Origin of the sequence: Pseudomonas sp. 15A4 (assembly GCF_016925575.1) — a bacterium.
In the GTDB taxonomy this organism is placed as follows: Bacteria; Pseudomonadota; Gammaproteobacteria; order Pseudomonadales; family Pseudomonadaceae; genus Aquipseudomonas.
Genome location: NZ_CP068986.1, coordinates 79,615 through 98,057 on the forward strand (window position 1 = coordinate 79,615; position 18,443 = coordinate 98,057).

An 18,443-nucleotide genomic window follows, 5' to 3' on the forward strand; every position below is an offset into this window, starting at 1 on the left:
CTCTTATAATAAAAATCACGGAATGATCGTCATGGACGCAGAGCTGATTCTCGATGCACGTAATGCGACCGGTGAATCGCCGGTCTGGAACGCCCAGGAACAGGCGCTCTACTGGGTCGACATTCCGGCCCGTCGCCTCCATCGCTGGAGCCCGCAAGACGGTCTCACCACGAGTTGGGAAACGCCGGAGATGCTCGCCTGCATCGCCCGCTATAGCGACGGCAGCTGGCTGGCCGGCATGGAGAGCGGCCTGTTCCGCCTTCATCCCCAGGACGATGGCACTGTCACCACGCAACTGCTCAGCAGCGTCGAGCACGCGATTGACAACATGCGCTTCAACGACGGTCGCTGCGACCGTCAGGGCCGTTTCTGGGCCGGCACCATGTTCATGGACATGGCGAAGGCACTGGCCGTGGGTTCGCTGTATCGCTACAGCGCCGGCCAGACCGAGCCGCTGACTGCCCAGCTTACCGACATGATCGTACCCAACGGCCTGGGCTTCAGCCCGGACGGCCGCGTCATGTACCTCTCCGATTCACACCCTTCCGTGCAGAAAATCTGGGCGTTTGATTACGACACCGACACCGGCACGCCGCACAACCGCCGCCTGTTCGTGGACATGAACCAATACGCCGGCCGCCCCGACGGCGCAGCGGTAGACGCCGATGGCTGCTACTGGATCTGCGGCAACGATGAAGGCGTGATCCATCGTTTTACGCCTGCGGGCAAGCTGGATCGCTCGCTGAGTGTGCCGGTGAAAAAGCCCGCCATGTGCGCCTTTGGCGGCTCGAATCTGGACACCCTGTACGTCACGTCCATCCGCCCCGGCGGCGACCTCAGCGACCAGCCCCTGGCCGGTGGCGTGTTCGCGCTAAACCCTGGCGTCAAGGGACTCAAAGAACCCCTGTTCAAGGGCTGAGCCTCAGGCCAGGTCCGTCGCTCCACCGCAGTAAAAGCCCCAACGTTCTATCTGAAAAAACAATAACAACACCGGAGAACATCCATGGACGTCAAACGCAAGTTGCTCCTCGCCGCACTCCCTCTCGCGCTGTGCCTCTCGAACACAGCGCTGGCGGACATCAAAATCAAATTCGCTGAAGTGCACCCCGCAGGTTATCCGCCCGTTGTCGCTGAACAGGACATGGGCAAAAAGCTGGTAGAGCAAAGCAAAGGCGAGATCAGCTTCAAGATGTTCGCCGGCGGTGTACTCGGCTCCGAGAAGGAAGTCGTGGAACAGGTCCAGGCCAATGCCGTCCAGATGACCCGCATCAGCCTCGGCATCGTCGGGCCGGTGGTACCGGACGTGAACGTATTTAACCTGCCGTTCGTGTTCCGCGATCACACCCACATGCGCCACGTGATTGATGGCCCGATCGGCCAGGAGATGCTCGACAAGATCACTAACTCCGAAGCCAAACTGGTCGCACTGGCCTGGATGGACGGCGGCACACGCAACCTCTACACCAAGAAACCGGTACGCACCCTCGCCGACCTCAAGGGCATGAAGATCCGCGTGCAAGGCAACCCGGTGTTCATCGACACCATCAACGCAATGGGCGGCAACGGCATTGCCATGGCCACAGGCGAGATTTTCAGCGCGCTGCAGACCGGCGTGATCGATGGCGCTGAAAACAACATGCCAACCCTGCTCGAACACAACCACTATCAGAACGCCAAGTTCTACACCCTCACCGAGCATCTGATCCTGCCGGAGCCGGTGGTGATGTCCAAAGCCGCCTGGGAAAAGCTGAACCCGGAGCAACAGGCGCTGGTGAAGAAGCTGGCGGTCGAAGCTCAGGCTGAAGAACGCGTGCTGTGGGACAAGAAGTCAGCCGAGAGCGAGGCCAAGCTGAAGGCGGCGGGCGTCGAGTTCATCACGCTGACGCCTGACCAGAAGAAGGCTTTCTATGACGCAACAGCCGAGGTGCGGGCCAAACATGGCGCGCCTTACGCTGACCTGATGAAGCGAATCGAAGCCGTTCAATAAGTCCTTCAGCCCGATAGCACTGCGGTGGCGGCCCCGGCCGTTCACCGTCGTTGTGGTGAGCCTATGAAAAACACGATTCTGCGCTTCAATGACGCACTGTATCGCCTCTGCATCGGGATCGCGGGCCTGTCGATGCTGACCATGGCGCTGATCATCCCGTGGGGCATCTTCGCCCGCTACGTCTTGGGCACCGGCTCCAGCTGGCCGGAACCCACCGCCATTCTGCTGATGGTGGTGTTCACCTTCTTCGGCGCCGCCGCAAGTTATCGGGCCGGTGCGCACATGGCGGTCAACATGGCCACCGACCGCCTGCCAGAAAACGCACGTAATGCTGCCGCAGTGCTGGTGCAGATTCTGATGGCGGTGGTCTGCGTGTTCATGGCGGTCAAGGGCATGAAGCTGTGCCTGAACACCTGGAACCAGTTTCTGGGAGAGATGCCTGCGCTGCGGGTTGGCATCTCCTATCTGCCGATTCCCATCGGCGGCGTACTGACGCTGATCTTCGTCCTGGAGAAGCTGTTTCTGGGTGACCAGCGTCACCGTCGGGTGGTGAGTTACGACGTGGTCGAATCCAGCGAAGAGGCAGCATGATGGACGCATTTATTCTGTTGGGCAGCTTCATCGCGCTGATCCTGGTCGGCATGCCGGTGGCGTTCGCCCTCGGCCTGTCTGCACTGATCGGCGCGTGGTGGATCGAGATCCCGTTCGACGCGCTGATGATTCAAGTCGCGGGTGGCGTGAACAAGTTCTCGTTGCTGGCGATCCCGTTCTTCGTACTGGCCGGCGCGATCATGGCCGAGGGCGGGATGTCCCGTCGGCTCGTGGCGTTCGCGGGTGTTCTGGTGGGCTTCGTGCGCGGCGGCCTGTCGCTGGTGAACATCGTTGCCTCGACGTTCTTCGGCGCCATCTCCGGCTCGTCGGTTGCCGACACGGCGTCCGTGGGTTCGGTGCTGATCCCGGAAATGGAGCGCAACGGCTATCCGCGGGACTTCTCTACGGCGGTGACGGTGAGTGGTTCGGTGCAAGCATTGCTGACACCGCCCAGCCATAACTCGGTGCTGTACTCGCTGGCCGCCGGTGGCACGGTGTCAATCGCGTCGCTGTTCATGGCCGGGATCATGCCGGGCCTGCTGCTCAGCGCTGTGTTGATGGTGCTGTGCATGATCTTCGCCCGTAAGCGCAACTACCCTAAGGGCGAAGTGATACCGCTGCGCAAGGCGCTAAAAATCGCCGGTGAAGCCCTGTGGGGCATGATGGCGATGGTGATCATCCTGGGCGGCATTTTGTCGGGCGTGTTCACGGCCACCGAGTCCGCAGCGATCGCAGTGCTGTGGGCGTTCTTCGTCACCATGTTCATCTACCGCGATTACAAATGGCGCGACTTGCCCAAGCTGATGCATCGGGCCGTGCGCACGGTTTCCATCGTGATGATCCTGATCGGTTTCGCCGCCAGCTTCGGTTACATCCTGACGCTGATGGAAATCCCGATGAAGATCACCACGGCGTTTCTGACGCTGTCGGACAACCGCTACGTGATCCTGATGTGCATCAACGTCATGTTGTTGCTGCTGGGCACGGTAATGGACATGGCGCCACTGATCCTCATCCTCACCCCGATCCTGCTGCCGGTAATCGTCGGCATCGGCGTCGATCCGGTGCACTTCGGGATGATCATGCTGGTCAACCTGGGCATCGGTTTGATCACGCCGCCTGTGGGGGCCGTGCTCTTCGTCGGCGCTGCGGTGGGCAAGGTCACAATTGAGGCCACAGTGAAAGCGCTGCTTCCCTTCTATGTCGCACTTTTCCTGGTACTGATGGCGGTGACGTACATTCCTGCGATCTCGCTGTGGCTGCCAAGCGTGGTGCTGTAAATCAGCTGAGCTAAAGCACTGAAAAAACGCCCTCACTCTGAGGGCGTTTTGTTTACTGTCCGCGTAGACACCCTCCCCTGTTTCACCGCCGAAACCGACTTAGACATATTCAGTGACACAAATACGTTACGCATCGCGACCTCTCTAACCGCAGCGTTCTGCGTCGATATGTTTCATAAACGGACAGAAACCAGCACTTTTTAGATGAAAATAAACATTTGGAAATATTATCTGCTTGCGCATGGATAAAGCTGTGCTAGCTGCTAGTCTCTGGCCTCGCCCGGCTGAAACGGTACATCTCAAGCAGTAGGTCCGATGGGCTTCTTAGTTCCTCTGTCTACGTCAGGAGGTTGCGCCAGATGCCTTACACGACTTTTTCGGAAGCTCAGGTGAAGAGCTTGATCAATGCCATCGAAAGCGACGGATACGCTGTCTTGCCGGACTGGGCCAGCCCGTCCCAACTCCAGTCGCTGCAAGCATTGGTCGCCCGAACCGTTGCCGAGTGCGGCAATGACTACGTGGCCCTCTCGGGCCGACAGCCCGTGCAAGGAACGCCGCTCCATGAATGGGGCACGTCGCGGGATTTCATTGATTTATGCCGGCGCATTGTGGCGGGCGTCACCGGCGATCGCTCCAGCGAAAACGGCATGACCCAGACGTTACGCTGCCTGACCGGCAGCGGCGGGCGTCGCGAATCGCTAATCTTCCACTACGACTCGTTTGTGCTGACCACCATCATGCCGGTCTGCATGCCCACCAGCGGAGAGCGCGGCGACCTGCTGATGCTGCCGAACCGGCGGCCGATCCGCCGCACCTATTTCGCCAACCTGCTCGACAAGGTCCGGGTAGACAACGGCTGGATGCAGCGCCGTCTCAGGAACAGAGTCGCGAGGGATGACAGCGCCTTTACCCGCATCGCCATGCAACCCGGCCACCTGTACCTGTTCTGGGGCTATCGCTCACTGCACACCAACATGCCCGTGGCCGAAGACGCCTTGCGCGCCACGGCGGTGTTTCACTACCAAAACGTACATGGCAGCAGCTCGCTGGCCAGCCGACTGCGTCGATCACTCGGCACCTGGAAGGATCATGGGCTGCAAGAGGAAGCGCCGCAGATGTGAGGGGGTCCAGTGGGGCAGACTGCTATGCAGACCTCATGATGCAGCCTTCATTGTGTTTTCAATCCGCGGCATCCACCGACACGCGATTGCGCCCGTTTTTCTTGGATTCGTACAGCGCCTGATCCGCCCGTTCGATCAGCATCTTGTAGTCGTCCATGGGCGAAGTCATGTCAGCGACACCCAGGCTGATCGTGCAATGAATGGCTTCGCCTTCCTGCATGACGTCCAGCGCCTCGACGGCGGCGCGCAGACGCTCGGCAAACATGGCGCCGCCCTGCTTGTCGGTGTCCGGCAGCAGCACTGCGAACTCTTCGCCACCGTAACGGCCGGCGATGTCAGCGTCACGGATGTGCTCACGCACCACGTCCGCCACCCGCTGGATGACCCGATCACCGCATTGATGGCCAAAGGTGTCATTCACGCGCTTGAAGTGGTCGATGTCGAACATCACCAAGGCTGCCGATGAGCCGTAACGCACGTGCCGCGCATGCTCCAGACGCAGCGCTTCTTCCCAGTGACCGCGGTTGTACAGACTGGTCAGGCGGTCAGTGCTCGACAGCTTCTGCAGCTCGCGGTTGGCCGCCTGCAATTGCAGACGGTTCGTCGCCACATCGGTGACGTCGTAGATCACCAGACACACATGGCTCACCACTCCGGTAGTCGACCGCAGCGGATACATCGTGGTGTTCTGATACATGAAGTCTTCTTGCCCGGTGATGGGCTGATAGCTCTTGAAATGAACCAGATAAGGGCGCTGCTCCCAGATCGTGAACGCTGGCGTGCCGAGGGTAATCACGCTGTCTATCTTGTTCTTCAGCCAGCGCTCGTTGATCTCCGGGAACAACGAAAAGAACGAACGGGTCGCCGCTTCATACGACAGTATTCCGGAACGGTTCTCCATGAAGGTGTTCCAGACCTGCACCCGGTACTCCTGATCCAGCACCACCACGCCGACGTCGATGTTCTGCGTCACGGTGAGCAGCCAGTGCAATTCTTTGAAATCGATACGATCGTTCATGAATCAGCTCATCAAATGGGCGAGTTTCCGCGACAGCAGCTCGACCGAGTCCTCGGTGAACAACATCAACAGATCGAAATGGATGTTATGGCCTTCCAGGCTGTAACTGATCTCCACAGCCAGCGTCTTCTTCCAGCGCCGCTCGTTGAGACGGATCAGCTCTTCAATGCCGCTGTGCAAGCCCAGCACTTGGGGGTGGCTTTGGGAAAAAGCGACGTCGAGCTGTTCGGCAATGCCGCTCAGACAGGCGCCGATCAGGATGGAAGACAAGTCCAGCAACATCTCCATGTCAGAGTAGTCGGCGTCGTCGACCTTCATCAGCTGCGCCATGTCGGCGATTTCCGAATCATGGAACAGCAACAGCGCTTCGCCGGCGATGCCGCCACCGATATAGCCCTGACACACCGCCGTGAGCCGGTCATTGGCTTGGGCATCGGACAACGCCATGTGCAACTCGCCCACTTCCAGCATATTGACGTTGGGCACCGGCAGTTGCACAAACACCCCCAACACCCTCGCCAGCAACGCGGCCGCGCGGCCCATCGCGACGTTCACGGTCTCGCGGAATGCATCATTGAAACTGATGGGGGTCTGGTCGACGCTCAATGCCGGGGCGACCCACTGATTGGCGCTCTCCCCCAGCAAGCCCAGCCGCTGAAGGGTCTGCTGCAACTGATCTGGATCGGCCGGTTTTTTCAGAAACGCGAGTGCGCCCAGTTCGAGGGTACGACGCACAGCCTCTTCCTGAACGTCGCCGGAGACAATAATGACGCTGGTTTGCAGGTTTTCCGCGCGAATGGCGGCCAACGTCTGATAGCCGTCCATGTCCGGCATTGTCAGATCCAGCAACACCACGCTGCCCAGGCCCTGACGAATCGCCTCGACCCCTTCACGGCCATTGGTCGCCGTGGTCACTGACACATCCCACTCAGGCGGCAGGGATTTCATCAGCTGCTTCCGCGCCATATTGGAGTCGTCGCAAATCAATAAGGGAATCGTGGGCATTTACTTCTCACAGCAAAAGAGTTTCAGGCCTGGGCCGATGCAAGGCATCACCATTGTGGTGAACAATGCTTCGCACGAGACTGTAGTTGATAACGGCTTATCAAGGTATTGAGCCTGTGGGTAGATTCTTCACCCAATCCACAACGGGCTGCGTGATATGCAAGTAATGTGCTCATCAACATTCGATCACCCCGAACAGATGGATTCCGCCGTCTCATTTGGATAGAAAGTCGCGCTGGAGCGTAACGCAGCGCGCGTGTGGAGCCTACGTCATATGCTTCCGAGCTAGCGGAGCAGGCGGAAATCAACGCACAAAAAAGCCCCGACGCGAGCGCCGGGGCTTTTGATGACCACATCACTGTGGCCTTCGGATGAACCGCGAATCAGGCAGCTGACGACTTTCCCACTGTCAGCCGATCATTCCGCAGGTTCTACCGAATGGAATTACTCAGCTTTCAGGCCATCAGCCGAGACAGCCTTGACACCTTTGATTTTCTTGGTGATTGCTACAGCAGTAGTTTTCTGTGCTTCAGTTACAGCAACAGTCGACGACAGGGAAACCACGCCTTTGTTGGTCTCAACCTTGATGTCGGAGCCTGGAATGCCTTTCTCGGTTACCAGGTCAGCTTTGACCTTGGTGGTGATCCAAGTGTCAGAGGTAGCCTCTTTGGTTTTGGCGACTTCGTTTGCAGCTACAGTCATTGGAGCTTGAGCAGAGGTCTGAGCCATGGCTACGTTAGCCATAGTCAGAGTCAGAGCAGTGGCGGTAGCAGCAGCAATAGCGAACTTCTTCATACGGGTAACTCCTGTTTTTCTCAGAATCTGCGCCAAACTGGTTGGCTGCAGGGTTACCTATATGTCGCAAGCGCTGTGCCAACCTTTGGCTTGATAAATATATGTTATAAATCAATAAGTTATATTTTCATGGATCCGCAGCTGTCGTGCAGATTGCCCGCTTTAAGAAAGTTCCACTTGCAAGATGCATGTTCTGACGAGCCGCCGCGGTCTTGTTTTCGCTTCTAAGCCATTAATTGCACTCAAAAAAAGAGCCCCGAAGGGCTCTTTTTATCAGCTAAGGAGAGAGGGTTTAAACTCCCGACGCCTTGGCAGCTGCGACGTCTTTGATCGACAGCTTGATGCGGCCGCGATTGTCCACGTCCAGCACCAGAACTTCGACTTCCTGACCTTCTTTCAAGATGTCGGTGACTTTCTCTACGCGAGCGTCGCTCAACATGGAGATGTGCACCAGACCGTCTTTGCCCGGCAGGATGTTGACGAACGCGCCGAAGTCGACAATGCGCTCGACCTTGCCGACGTAGATCTTGCCGATCTCGGCTTCAGCGGTAATACCCAGAACGCGCTGACGTGCAGCTTCAGCCGCTTCCTTGGTTTCGCCGAAGATCTTGATCGAACCGTCGTCTTCGATGTCGATCGACGCTTTGGTCTCTTCGCAGATGGCACGGATGGTCGCGCCGCCTTTGCCGATCACGTCACGGATCTTGTCGGTGTCGATCTTCATCGCGATCATGGTCGGCGCGTTTTCCGACAGCTCGGTGCGCGACTGACCGATGATGGTGTTCATCTGACCCAGGATGTTCAGACGCGCTTCCAGCGCCTGACCCAAAGCGATCTCCATGATCTCTTCGGTGATGCCCTTGATCTTGATGTCCATCTGCAGCGCGGTCACACCTTTGGCGGTACCGGCCACTTTGAAGTCCATGTCGCCCAAGTGGTCTTCGTCACCCAGGATGTCGGTCAGGATGGCGAACTTCTCGCCTTCTTTAACCAGACCCATGGCGATACCGGCAACCGGCGCCTTCATCGGAACACCAGCGTCCATCAGGGCCAGCGAAGCACCACAGACCGAAGCCATGGAGCTGGAACCGTTGGACTCGGTGATTTCCGATACGACACGGATGGTGTACGGGAACACGTCGGCAGCAGGCAGCATGGCCTGAACCGAACGGCGGGCCAGACGGCCGTGACCGATTTCACGACGACCTGCGCCACCCATGCGACCACACTCGCCCACCGAGAACGGAGGAAGTTGTAGTGCAGCATGAACGGGTCTTTTTCTCGCCTTCGAGGGTGTCGAGCAGCTGAGCGTCACGCGCGGTACCCAGGGTAGCCACGACCAGCGCCTGAGTCTCGCCACGGGTGAACAGTGCAGAACCGTGGGTCTTCGGCAGAACGCCGACTTCGATGTTCAGCGGACGCACAGTCTTGGTGTCGCGACCATCGATACGCGGCTTGCCGTTGACGATGTTTTCGCGAACGGTGCGGTATTCGATTTCGCCGAAGGCTGCTTTGACTTCGCTGGCGGACGGGCTGCCGTCTTCAACAGCCAGCTTGGCAACGATCTGATCCTTCAGCTCACCCAGGCGAGCATAACGATCGGCCTTGACGGTGATGGTGTAGGCCTCGGAGATTGCTGCGCCGAACTCGGAGCGGATAGCGCCCAGCAGTTCAGTGGCTTCGGCTTTCGGCGCCCAGTTCCAGGTTGGCTTGGCAGCTTCGGCGGCCAGCTCTTTGACGGCCTTGATGACCGACTGGAATTCGTCGTGGGCGAACAGCACAGCGCCCAGCATCTGGTCTTCGGTCAGTTCTTTGGCTTCCGATTCAACCATCAGTACCGCTTCTTCGGTACCGGCAACGACCATGTCCAGGCTCGATGCTTTCAGTTGCTCGTAAGTCGGGTTCAGCAGGTAGCCGGTGCTCTCGTGGAAAGCAACGCGCGCGGCACCGATCGGGCCGTCGAACGGAATGCCGGAGATTGCCAGGGCAGCCGACGTACCGATCATCGCAGCGACGTCCGGATCGGTTTTCTTGCTGGTGGAGACGACAGTGCAGACAACCTGCACTTCGTTCATGAAGCCTTCTGGAAACAGTGGGCGGATCGGACGGTCGATCAAACGCGAGGTCAGTGTTTCTTTTTCGGAAGGACGGCCTTCACGCTTGAAGAAACCACCAGGGATCTTGCCAGCGGCGTAGGTCTTTTCCTGGTAGTGAACGGAAAGAGGGAAAAAGCCTTTGCTTGCGTCTGCATGCTTGGCGCCGACCACAGTCACGAGAACGGTGACGTCGTCGTCAACGGTGACCAATACAGCACCAGAGGCTTGACGGGCAATGCGGCCAGTCTCGAGGGTTACGGTCGATTGACCGAATTGAAATTTCTTGATTACCGGGTTCACGGTTTCCTACCTTCTTTGTGGCTCTTGGGGAACTGGTTTCTTGCGAATTCTTGGGCAGCGAGGGGAATCGGACCCTTCGGCAGCCCAGATACAACTAGAGGCTGGGAGCCCGCCAGCCCACTGGTAAAACCAGCGGAGCATGACGAACAACCAACCTCTATCCGAGTCGTTATTAGCGACGCAGACCCAGACGACCGATCAGGGCGCTGTAACGGCTAACGTCCTTACCTTTCAGGTAATCCAGCAGCTTGCGACGCTGGTTTACCATACGGATCAGACCACGACGGGAGTGGTGATCCTTACCGTTGGCCTTGAAGTGGCCTTGCAGTTTGTTGATGTTGGCGGTCAGCAGTGCAACTTGCACTTCTGGCGAACCAGTATCACCAACAGCTTGCTGGTAGTCGGTTACGATCTGAGCTTTATCTTCAACGCTGAGTGCCATGTGGGCATTCCTTTTATCAAGAAACCGCTCCTGGGAGACGGCTTCAACAGGCCGAGAGCTGACTCTCGTATTTAAATGTGAGGAGTGACCATGCCTGTTAACAGCCACCCTCGTACCGCCGTGCCAGGAAACCCTGCCGCGACGGGTCCGGTCACTCTGACCGAATCAGTCGACGCGGCGCAATGCGCCCGTCTTCACTCACTTCACCGATCCCGATGAAGCGTCCTTCATGATCCTGCACCCGCACCATGCCAAACTTCGGCGCGTCGGGGGCTCTGACGGGTTGACCATGCAACCAGTAAAACGAACTGTGCTCCGAGAACTGCAACAACGGCCAATCCAGCAACCCGCTGTCCGATGGCATCAGGAAGCGATCAACCGCCTCATTACCACCTTCGGCATGCACCGCTTCCAGCTCTTCCAGCGTTACCGTCTGGGCCAGCGTGAAAGGGCCGGCCTGGGTGCGACGCAACTGAGCGACGTATGCACCGCAACCCAGCTTCTCACCGATATCTTCCACAAGGGTACGAATATAGGTGCCTTTGGTGCAGTCGACAGCCAAACGAGCGGTCTCACCTTCACACGTCAATAATTCCAGGCGCGCAATAGTAACAGAACGCGGTTCGCGCTCCACCACTTCCCCAGCTCGGGCCAGCTTGTATAACGGCTGACCGTCGCGCTTGAGGGCGGAGTACATGGGCGGTATCTGACTGATATTCCCGCGAAATGCCGGAAGCACCGCTTCGATATCCGAACGACCAACGGTCACAGGCCGCGTCTGCAGGACCTCACCCTCGGCATCGGCCGTGGTGGTGGTCTTGCCAAGCTGCATCAGGGTTTCATAACCCTTGTCGGAGTCGAGCAGGTACTGCGAAAACTTTGTCGCCTCACCGAAGCACAGCGGCAGAACGCCGGTCGCCAGCGGATCAAGACTGCCGGTGTGGCCGGCTTTTTCTGCGTTGAGCAACCAGCGCACTTTTTGTAGCGCGGCGTTGGAAGTGAAGCCCAGCGGCTTGTCGAGCAGGATGATCCCGCTGACGTTACGGCGAATACGCTTGACCTGAGCCACGCCTTATTCCTCCGGACCGTCTTGCTTGGGTGCGGCTTGGTGCTGACCATCTTCAGCCACGGCACGCTCGATCAAGGCCGACAAGTGCGCGCCACGGGCAACGCTTTCGTCGTAATGGAAATGTAGCTGCGGAACGCTGCGCAGCTTCATCTCACGGGCCAGCTGCATACGCAGGAATCCTGCAGCAGCATTGAGCACCTTGATGGACTGTGCGATTTCTTCGGCGCTGTCCTGACCCATCACGGTCATGAAGATTTTCGCGTGACCGACATCACGGCTGACGTCCACTGCGGTGATGGTGACCAGCCCCACGCGGGGGTCTTTGATTTCACGACGGATCAGCTGTGCCAGCTCACGCTGCATCTGATCGCCGATACGCTGGGTACGGCTGTATTCTTTTGCCATGTCTTGTTACCTGTCACTGCTGACCCATGGCAAAAGCCATGTGGTCTGAAAGCGGCAAACGCCCGGCCTGGCGAGAGCCGGACCGGGCGTTGCGTTTAGAGTCCATGACCGACGCCTGGCATTTTCATGCGGCGCAAGCCATGACTCCTGAAGCTCGCGATTTAGAGGCTGCGAGCCACTTGGACCTTCTCGAAGACTTCGATCTTGTCACCGACCTTGACGTCGTTGTAGCTCTTGACGCCGATACCGCATTCCATGCCGGCACGTACTTCGGAAGCGTCATCCTTGAAGCGGCGCAGGGATTCCAGCTCGCCTTCGAAGATAACGATGTCTTCACGCAGTACACGGATTGGACGGTTACGGAAGACAACGCCTTCAATGACCATGCAACCTGCGATCGCGCCGAATTTCGGCGAGCGGAACACGTCGCGGACTTCAGCGATACCCAGGATGTTCTCCCGAACGTCACTGCCAAGCATGCCGGTGAGGGCCTTCTTGACGTCTTCGATGATGTCGTAGATGACGTTGTAGTAACGCATATCCAGACCTTCCTGCTCGACGATCTTGCGCGCGCCAGCATCGGCACGCACGTTGAAGCCGAACAGTACAGCGTTGGAGGCCAGTGCCAGGTTGGCGTCGCTTTCGGTGATACCACCGACACCGCCGCCCACTACGCGCACTTGCACTTCGTCGTTACCCAGGCCATTCAATGCACCCTGCAACGCTTCCAGAGAACCACGGACATCGGATTTGAGGACGATGTTGAGCGTCTTCTTCTCTTCCTGACCCATGTTCTCGAAGATGTTTTCCAGCTTGCCGGCGTGAGCACGGGCCAGCTTGACTTCGCGGAACTTGCCTTGACGGAACAGAGCCACTTCACGGGCTTTCTTCTCGTCGGCAACAACGCTCATCTCGTCGCCAGCGTCCGGCGTACCATCCAGGCCGAGAATCTCGACAGGGATCGACGGACCGGCTTCCTTGATTGGCTTGCCGTTCTCGTCGAGCATTGCCCGAACGCGACCGTAGTTGGAGCCAACCAGAACCATGTCGCCCTGACGCAGCGTACCGTCCTGAACCAGAACAGTGGCAACCGGGCCACGGCCCTTGTCCAGACGCGATTCAACCACAACACCACGGCCCGGAGCCGACGGCGTTGCCATCAATTCCAGAACTTCGGCCTGCAGCAGAACGGCTTCAAGCAGCTCGTCCACGCCGGTACCCATCTTCGCGGAGACCGAGACGAAAGGTGTCTCGCCGCCCCACTCTTCGGACGTTACGCCATGAACGGACAGCTCACTGCGGATACGGTCCAGGTCGGCGCCCGGCTTGTCGATTTTGTTAACGGCAACGACCAGCGGAACACCGGCAGCCTTGGCGTGTTGCACGGCTTCGATGGTCTGCGGCATCACGCCGTCGTCTGCAGCGACAACCAGAATCACGATGTCGGTTGCCTTGGCACCACGAGCACGCATTGCGGTAAACGCAGCGTGACCCGGGGTATCGAGGAACGTCACCATGCCACGCTCGGTTTCTACGTGGTATGCACCGATGTGCTGGGTGATACCACCGGCTTCGCCAGCAGCCACCTTGGCGCGTCGGATGTAATCGAGCAGCGAAGTTTTACCGTGGTCAACGTGACCCATGACCGTTACAACCGGCGCACGGGAGAACGTCTCACCTTCAAACTTCAGGGACTCGGCCAGGGAATCTTCCAGCGCGGTGTCGCTGACCAGGGTCACTTTGTGGCCCAGTTCTTCAGCGACCAGCTGGGCAGTTTCCTGATCCAGAACCTGGTTAATGGTGGCCGGAGTACCCAGCTTGAACATGAACTTGATGATCTCGGCAGCTTTGACCGACATCTGCTGGGCGAGATCGCCCACGCTGATGGTTTCGCCGATCTTCACTTCACGAACGACAGGGCCGGTCGGGCTCTGGAAACCGTGCGCGTTGCGCTTCTTCAGCTTGGCCTTGCCACGACCGCCGCGACGGAAGCCATCGCTTTCTTCGTCGGTAGTACGAGGAGCAACGCGTGGCGTTGGCGCCTTTTCCTTAACCGATGCGCGATGCGGGGCGTTCTTGCGATCGCCATCACCACCGCCGCCGCTACGACGATTGTTATCGTCGTTGCGTGGCTTGTCAGGGCGACGCTGTTCGTCTTTCTTGCGATCGGCGACAGGTGCAGCAGGTGCCGCAGCCGGAGTCTCCCGGGCTGGCTCGGCAGCTTGCGGAGCCGGTGCCGGCGCTGCAACAGCCTCGGCAGCGGGGGCACCCGACGAAGGCTGACGGCGCGCTTCTTCTTCGGCACGCTGGCGGGATTCTTCTTCAGCCTTTTGACGAGCGGCGTTTTCTACCGCACGACGTTCGTCCAGCTCGCGCTTGCGTTCGGCTTCGATTTCTTCCGGGCTGCGCTGAACAAAGACTTTCTTTTACGTACTTCAACGCTGATGCTTTTGCTGCCAGCAACGCGAAGGGTACTGGTGGTCTTGCGCTGCAAAGTGATCTTGCGCGGCTCTTCCACCTTGGCCTTGTGACCGCTTTTCAGGTGCGTCAACAGGGCTTGCTTTTCGATATCGGTCACAACTTGTTCGGCGGCGTTGTGCGGCAAACCTGCCTCACGCATCTGCTGTAACAGGCGCTCTACCGGTGTGTCGACCGTCTTGGCCAGTTCTTTCACCGTGACTTGCGTCATGCACTTCTCTCCTCAGGCCGCATCTACTTACTCGAACCAATGGGCTCGGGCGGCCATGATCAACTTGCCGGCACGATCATCGTCAATGCCGTCGATGTCGAGCAGATCGTCAATAGACTGCTCGGCCAGGTCTTCGCGGGTAATTACGCCGCGCACCGCCAGTTCCATCGCCAAATCCTTGTCCATACCCTCAAGCGAGAGCAGGTCTTCGGCCGGATGGGCGTCTGCCAGCTTTTCCTCAGTAGCGATGGCTTTAGTCAACAAACGATCCTTGGCACGAGCGCGAAGCTCGTTGACGGTGTCTTCGTCAAAGCCGTCGATGTTGAGCATTTCTTCCAACGGTACGTAGGCAATCTCTTCCAGGCTGGTGAAGCCTTCGTCTACCAGAACCTGAGCGAGATCCTCATCGACTTCCAGCTCGTCGATAAAGTTGCGCAGGATGTCGCCGGTTTCCGCTTGCTGCTTGGCCTGGATGTCCGATTCGGTCATCACGTTAAGGGTCCAGCCAGTCAGCTGACTGGCCAGACGCACGTTCTGGCCACCACGGCCAATCGCCTGGGCGAGGTTGTCTGCGCCTACAGCGATGTCCATGGCGTGGGCATCTTCATCAACGATGATCGCTGCCACTTCGGCAGGCGACATGGCGTTGATGACGAACTGCGCCGGGTTATCGTCCCAAAGCACGATATCCACACGTTCGCCGCCCAACTCGCCGGAAACAGCCTGCACGCGAGAACCACGCATGCCGATGCACGCGCCTTGCGGGTCAATGCGTTTGTCCTTGGAGCGAACTGCGATCTTTGCACGCGAACCAGGATCACGGGAGGCAGCCATCACCTCAATGAGTCCTTCGGCGATTTCCGGAACTTCAATCCGGAACAGCTCGATCAGCATTTCCGGCGCGGTACGCGACAGGATCAGCTGAGGGCCGCGGTTTTCGGTGCGGATCTCTTTGAGCAATGCACGGACGCGGACACCCACGCGGAAAGTCTCCCGCGAAATGATGTCTTCACGCGCCAGCAGGGCTTCGGCATTGTTACCAAGGTCGACGATGACATTGTCACGTGTAACTTTTTTAACAGTGCCGGAAATGATTTCGCCCAGACGCTCACGGTAGGCGTCCACGACTTGAGCTCGCTCAGCTTCGCGAACTTTCTGCACAATGACTTGCTTGGCAGTTTGCGCAGCGATGCGGCCGAACTCGATGGAATCGATCTTTTCTTCTACTACGTCGCCAACGTTGGCGCCCGGGTGCGTCAGGGCAACTTTGCTCGGCCACGTTTCGATAGCCGGGTCGTCGAGGTCGTCTTCTTCGACGACGGTCCAGCGACGGAAAGTCTCATAGGCACCTGTTTGACGATTAATCTCGACACGCAGGTCTACTTCATCTTCAAAACGCTTCTTGGTGGCCGTGGCCAGAGCTATCTCAAGCGCTTCAAAAATCACATCGGCCGGTACGCCTTTTTCATTGGATACCGATTCAACAACCAGCAGTACTTCTTTGCTCATCGTACGCCTCGCCTTTCGCAAGCCATTGGATCCGCGGGATCCGCTGTATCTGGCACGTCTTAGTCAAACGTGGGAATAATGTTGGCTTTGTCGATCAGATCGATCGGCAACAGAAACTCGTGATCTTCAACCTGAACCACGACGTCCTGCTCCTCCACCCCGCGGAGAAGGCCTTGAAAGTTGCGTCGACCTTCAAACGGCGAACGCAGCTTTATCTTCACTTGTGCCCCGGCAAACTCGGCAAACTGCTCAATCGTGAACAGTGGGCGTTCCATGCCTGGAGAGGAAACTTCGAGCGTGTATTCGGAGCTGATCGGATCTTCCACATCCAGAATACCGCTGATCTGACGGCTGACGATCGCGCAATCGTCCACCAACACGCCGCCTTCTTTATCGATATAGACGCGCAACATCGAGTGACGCCCTTGAGACGAATACTCGATACCCCAGCATTCATAGCCTAGGGCCACGACCACCGGGGCCAACAAGGCCTGCAACTCTTCTAGCTTGCTCGACACCTGAACCCCCTCGTGCATGCTGCAAATAAAAAATGGGCAAAAGCCCAATCATGAAAACGCCGGCGAAAAGCGGCGTCATAAAGTGTCCAGCTAACAAAAAGCCCCTGAAAAGGGGCTCCGCTAAAACTGGTTGCGGGGGCTGGATTTGAACCAACGACCTTCGGGTTATGAGCCCGACGAGCTACCAGACTGCTCCACCCCGCGACAAAGCTGGGGCGGAAGTATACGACCGATCCAAATTTGGGTCAATCCGACACATCCACCTACAAGAAAGCCCGCTACTGCGGGCTTTCTTGTTAATTGGTACCGAGAAGGGGACTCGAACCCCTACACCCTATGGGCACAACCACCTCAAGGTTGCGTGTCTACCAATTCCACCACCTCGGCATTACAACTCTTTTGCAGCCCCAAAAACAGCTGCGAATCCGTTATTACTTTTGCTCTGGAGTGACAGGAACATCAGCAGGTACTGCAGCTGGTTTCTGTTGCCCTTCCAGAACCGGAACATCATCTGCTGCCGGCTTTTGCTTCACTTCCAGTACCGCTGGATTTGGCAAACCTACTTGAGTCAGCTGGTGAGCTTTCTCTTTAGCAAAGTAACCTAACCCTAAGCTAGTCATGAAGAAACAGGCGGCAAGTATAGCAGTAAGTTTACTGAGAAAGGTAGAGGAACCTTGCCCACCAAACACAGTATTTGATGCACCTGCCCCAAAAGATGCGCCAGCGTCAGCACCTTTGCCCTGCTGCAGCAAAACCAGAGCAACAACGCCCAGAGCACCCAGCAGATGAAGAACGACTACGACTGTTTCCAGCATTTTTTCAGTTTCCCGCGGCGCGAATGATCGCACCGAACTCATCTGCATTCAGGGAGGCACCACCAATGAGGCCTCCATCGATATCCGGCATGCCGAACAGTTCGGCCGCATTGGCCGCCTTCACGCTGCCGCCATATAGAAGACGCACACCTTGTGCGACTTCAGAATTCTCTTTCATCAACTGCGCACGAATCGCTGCGTGCACTTCCTGGGCCTGTTCCGGCGAAGCAGTCAATCCGGTACCGATGGCCCAGACTGGCTCATAAGCGACTACCGCATTAACGAAAGCACCGATGCCAAGCTCCTCGATGATGCTGTCCAGCTGCTGCCCGACAACTTCAAGCGTCTTGCCCGCCTTGCGCTCTTCGAGCGTCTCGCCGATGCACAGTATCGGAGTCAGACCCGCTGCCTGGGCAGCCTCAAACTTGCGATTGAGTACTTCATTGCTTTCGCCCATTACCTGGCGACGCTCTGAGTGCCCAACAAGCACAAACTTGCAGCCTGCATCCGCCAACTGAGTCGACGACACTTCTCCGGTCAACGCGCCTTGCCCGGCTTGATGGGCGCAATTCTGCGCACCAACAGAAACCGACTGCCCTTCCAGGCAATCAACCACAAGACTCACGTGCAGGCTCGGCGGGAAGACCGCCACATCTACGCCACCCGGAAGGGCGAGATTTGCAAGACCCTCGATCAGCTCAGCGACGCTGGCGCGGGTACCGTGCATCTTCCAGTTACCAGCTACCATAGGGCGACGCATGCTGTACCTCGTCGGTCAAAGTGGGCGCAGATGTTACCCAACA

15 protein-coding genes, 2 tRNA genes and 2 pseudogenes are annotated in these 18,443 nt (G+C 58.0%); 5 read left to right on the forward strand and 14 right to left on the reverse strand.

Features of this window, described 5'->3' with window-relative positions:
- Window positions 1-31 precede the first annotated feature (31 nt).
- The 5 genes from JN403_RS00345 to JN403_RS00365 all read left to right on the forward strand — a co-directional run bounded on the left by JN403_RS00345 (window position 32) and on the right by JN403_RS00365 (window position 4,979).
- On the forward strand, window positions 32-919 hold the full coding sequence (locus JN403_RS00345) for an SMP-30/gluconolactonase/LRE family protein (RefSeq protein ID WP_205484779.1): 888 nt from the start codon (window positions 32-34) through the stop codon (window positions 917-919).
- A gap of 84 nt (window positions 920-1,003) precedes the next feature.
- Window positions 1,004-1,987, forward strand: coding sequence for a TRAP transporter substrate-binding protein (locus JN403_RS00350; protein ID WP_122535435.1), 984 nt, complete (start codon window positions 1,004-1,006; stop codon window positions 1,985-1,987).
- Between the two features lie 63 nt (window positions 1,988-2,050).
- A complete protein-coding gene (locus JN403_RS00355; protein ID WP_122535434.1) occupies window positions 2,051-2,578 on the forward strand; it encodes a TRAP transporter small permease in 528 nt (175 codons plus the stop codon).
- Complete coding sequence (locus tag JN403_RS00360; protein WP_074888520.1) at window positions 2,578-3,858, forward strand: TRAP transporter large permease; 1,281 nt, start codon at window positions 2,578-2,580, stop codon at window positions 3,856-3,858. The genes JN403_RS00355 and JN403_RS00360 overlap by 1 nt, the downstream gene beginning before the upstream one ends.
- A 359-nt stretch (window positions 3,859-4,217) precedes the next feature.
- Window positions 4,218-4,979 (forward strand): hypothetical protein, encoded by a 762-nt coding sequence (locus tag JN403_RS00365; RefSeq protein WP_205484780.1) that lies wholly within the window; start codon window positions 4,218-4,220, stop codon window positions 4,977-4,979.
- A gap of 58 nt (window positions 4,980-5,037) precedes the next feature.
- Here JN403_RS00365 and JN403_RS00370 read toward each other — a convergent pair whose 3' ends face one another.
- The 14 genes and pseudogenes from JN403_RS00370 to tpiA form a co-directional block, all read right to left on the reverse strand.
- Window positions 5,038-5,997 carry a GGDEF domain-containing protein gene (locus JN403_RS00370; RefSeq protein ID WP_205484781.1) on the reverse strand — a complete coding sequence of 320 codons (960 nt, stop codon included), beginning with the start codon at window positions 5,995-5,997 and terminating at the stop codon, window positions 5,038-5,040.
- A 3-nt stretch (window positions 5,998-6,000) separates the two neighbouring features.
- Window positions 6,001-7,002, reverse strand: a complete 1,002-nt coding sequence (locus tag JN403_RS00375) for a response regulator (protein WP_122535430.1) — start codon at window positions 7,000-7,002, stop codon at window positions 6,001-6,003.
- A 444-nt stretch (window positions 7,003-7,446) separates the two neighbouring features.
- Complete coding sequence (locus JN403_RS00380) at window positions 7,447-7,797, reverse strand: BON domain-containing protein (RefSeq protein WP_122535429.1); 351 nt, start codon at window positions 7,795-7,797, stop codon at window positions 7,447-7,449.
- Between the two features lie 292 nt (window positions 7,798-8,089).
- Window positions 8,090-10,193 (reverse strand): annotated as a pseudogene (gene pnp, locus JN403_RS00385) (polyribonucleotide nucleotidyltransferase).
- Between the two features lie 172 nt (window positions 10,194-10,365).
- Window positions 10,366-10,635, reverse strand: coding sequence for a 30S ribosomal protein S15 (gene rpsO / locus JN403_RS00390; protein WP_037015114.1), 270 nt, complete (start codon window positions 10,633-10,635; stop codon window positions 10,366-10,368).
- A 151-nt stretch (window positions 10,636-10,786) separates the two neighbouring features.
- Window positions 10,787-11,704: a tRNA pseudouridine(55) synthase TruB gene (gene truB, locus JN403_RS00395; RefSeq protein ID WP_205484782.1), complete on the reverse strand. Its 918-nt coding sequence runs from the start codon at window positions 11,702-11,704 to the stop codon at window positions 10,787-10,789.
- 3 nt (window positions 11,705-11,707) lie between these two features.
- Window positions 11,708-12,109: a 30S ribosome-binding factor RbfA gene (gene rbfA, locus JN403_RS00400; RefSeq protein WP_122535428.1), complete on the reverse strand. Its 402-nt coding sequence runs from the start codon at window positions 12,107-12,109 to the stop codon at window positions 11,708-11,710.
- 161 nt (window positions 12,110-12,270) lie between these two features.
- Window positions 12,271-14,798: pseudogene (infB, locus tag JN403_RS00405) on the reverse strand (translation initiation factor IF-2).
- Between the two features lie 27 nt (window positions 14,799-14,825).
- Complete coding sequence (nusA, locus tag JN403_RS00410) at window positions 14,826-16,307, reverse strand: transcription termination factor NusA (RefSeq protein ID WP_065987602.1); 1,482 nt, start codon at window positions 16,305-16,307, stop codon at window positions 14,826-14,828.
- A 59-nt stretch (window positions 16,308-16,366) separates the two neighbouring features.
- Window positions 16,367-16,825, reverse strand: coding sequence for a ribosome maturation factor RimP (rimP, locus tag JN403_RS00415; protein ID WP_163022007.1), 459 nt, complete (start codon window positions 16,823-16,825; stop codon window positions 16,367-16,369).
- 127 nt (window positions 16,826-16,952) lie between these two features.
- Window positions 16,953-17,029: transfer RNA gene (locus JN403_RS00420), tRNA-Met, on the reverse strand.
- Window positions 17,030-17,126: 97 nt separating this feature from the next.
- Window positions 17,127-17,212 (reverse strand) — tRNA-Leu (locus JN403_RS00425).
- A gap of 44 nt (window positions 17,213-17,256) precedes the next feature.
- Window positions 17,257-17,640, reverse strand: a complete 384-nt coding sequence (gene secG, locus JN403_RS00430) for a preprotein translocase subunit SecG (RefSeq protein ID WP_122535425.1) — start codon at window positions 17,638-17,640, stop codon at window positions 17,257-17,259.
- A 4-nt stretch (window positions 17,641-17,644) separates the two neighbouring features.
- On the reverse strand, window positions 17,645-18,400 hold the full coding sequence (gene tpiA, locus JN403_RS00435; RefSeq protein ID WP_205484783.1) for a triose-phosphate isomerase: 756 nt from the start codon (window positions 18,398-18,400) through the stop codon (window positions 17,645-17,647).
- Between the last annotated feature and the right edge of the window lie 43 nt (window positions 18,401-18,443).

Excerpts from the sequence above, each read along its gene's own strand:
- JN403_RS00370 (WP_205484781.1), bottom strand. The coding sequence starts at position 5,997 with ATGAACGATCGTATCGATTTCAAAGAATTGCACTGGCTGCTCACCGTG.
- rbfA (WP_122535428.1), bottom strand. The coding sequence starts at position 12,109 with ATGGCAAAAGAATACAGCCGTACCCAGCGTATCGGCGATCAGATGCAG.
- nusA (WP_065987602.1), bottom strand. The coding sequence starts at position 16,307 with ATGAGCAAAGAAGTACTGCTGGTTGTTGAATCGGTATCCAATGAAAAA.
- JN403_RS00360 (WP_074888520.1), top strand. The coding sequence starts at position 2,578 with ATGGACGCATTTATTCTGTTGGGCAGCTTCATCGCGCTGATCCTGGTC.
- secG (WP_122535425.1), bottom strand. The coding sequence starts at position 17,640 with ATGCTGGAAACAGTCGTAGTCGTTCTTCATCTGCTGGGTGCTCTGGGC.
- rpsO (WP_037015114.1), bottom strand. The coding sequence starts at position 10,635 with ATGGCACTCAGCGTTGAAGATAAAGCTCAGATCGTAACCGACTACCAG.
- tpiA (WP_205484783.1), bottom strand. The coding sequence starts at position 18,400 with ATGCGTCGCCCTATGGTAGCTGGTAACTGGAAGATGCACGGTACCCGC.
- JN403_RS00345 (WP_205484779.1), top strand. The coding sequence starts at position 32 with ATGGACGCAGAGCTGATTCTCGATGCACGTAATGCGACCGGTGAATCG.
- JN403_RS00375 (WP_122535430.1), bottom strand. The coding sequence starts at position 7,002 with ATGCCCACGATTCCCTTATTGATTTGCGACGACTCCAATATGGCGCGG.
- JN403_RS00355 (WP_122535434.1), top strand. The coding sequence starts at position 2,051 with ATGAAAAACACGATTCTGCGCTTCAATGACGCACTGTATCGCCTCTGC.
- JN403_RS00350 (WP_122535435.1), top strand. The coding sequence starts at position 1,004 with ATGGACGTCAAACGCAAGTTGCTCCTCGCCGCACTCCCTCTCGCGCTG.
- JN403_RS00380 (WP_122535429.1), bottom strand. The coding sequence starts at position 7,797 with ATGAAGAAGTTCGCTATTGCTGCTGCTACCGCCACTGCTCTGACTCTG.
- JN403_RS00365 (WP_205484780.1), top strand. The coding sequence starts at position 4,218 with ATGCCTTACACGACTTTTTCGGAAGCTCAGGTGAAGAGCTTGATCAAT.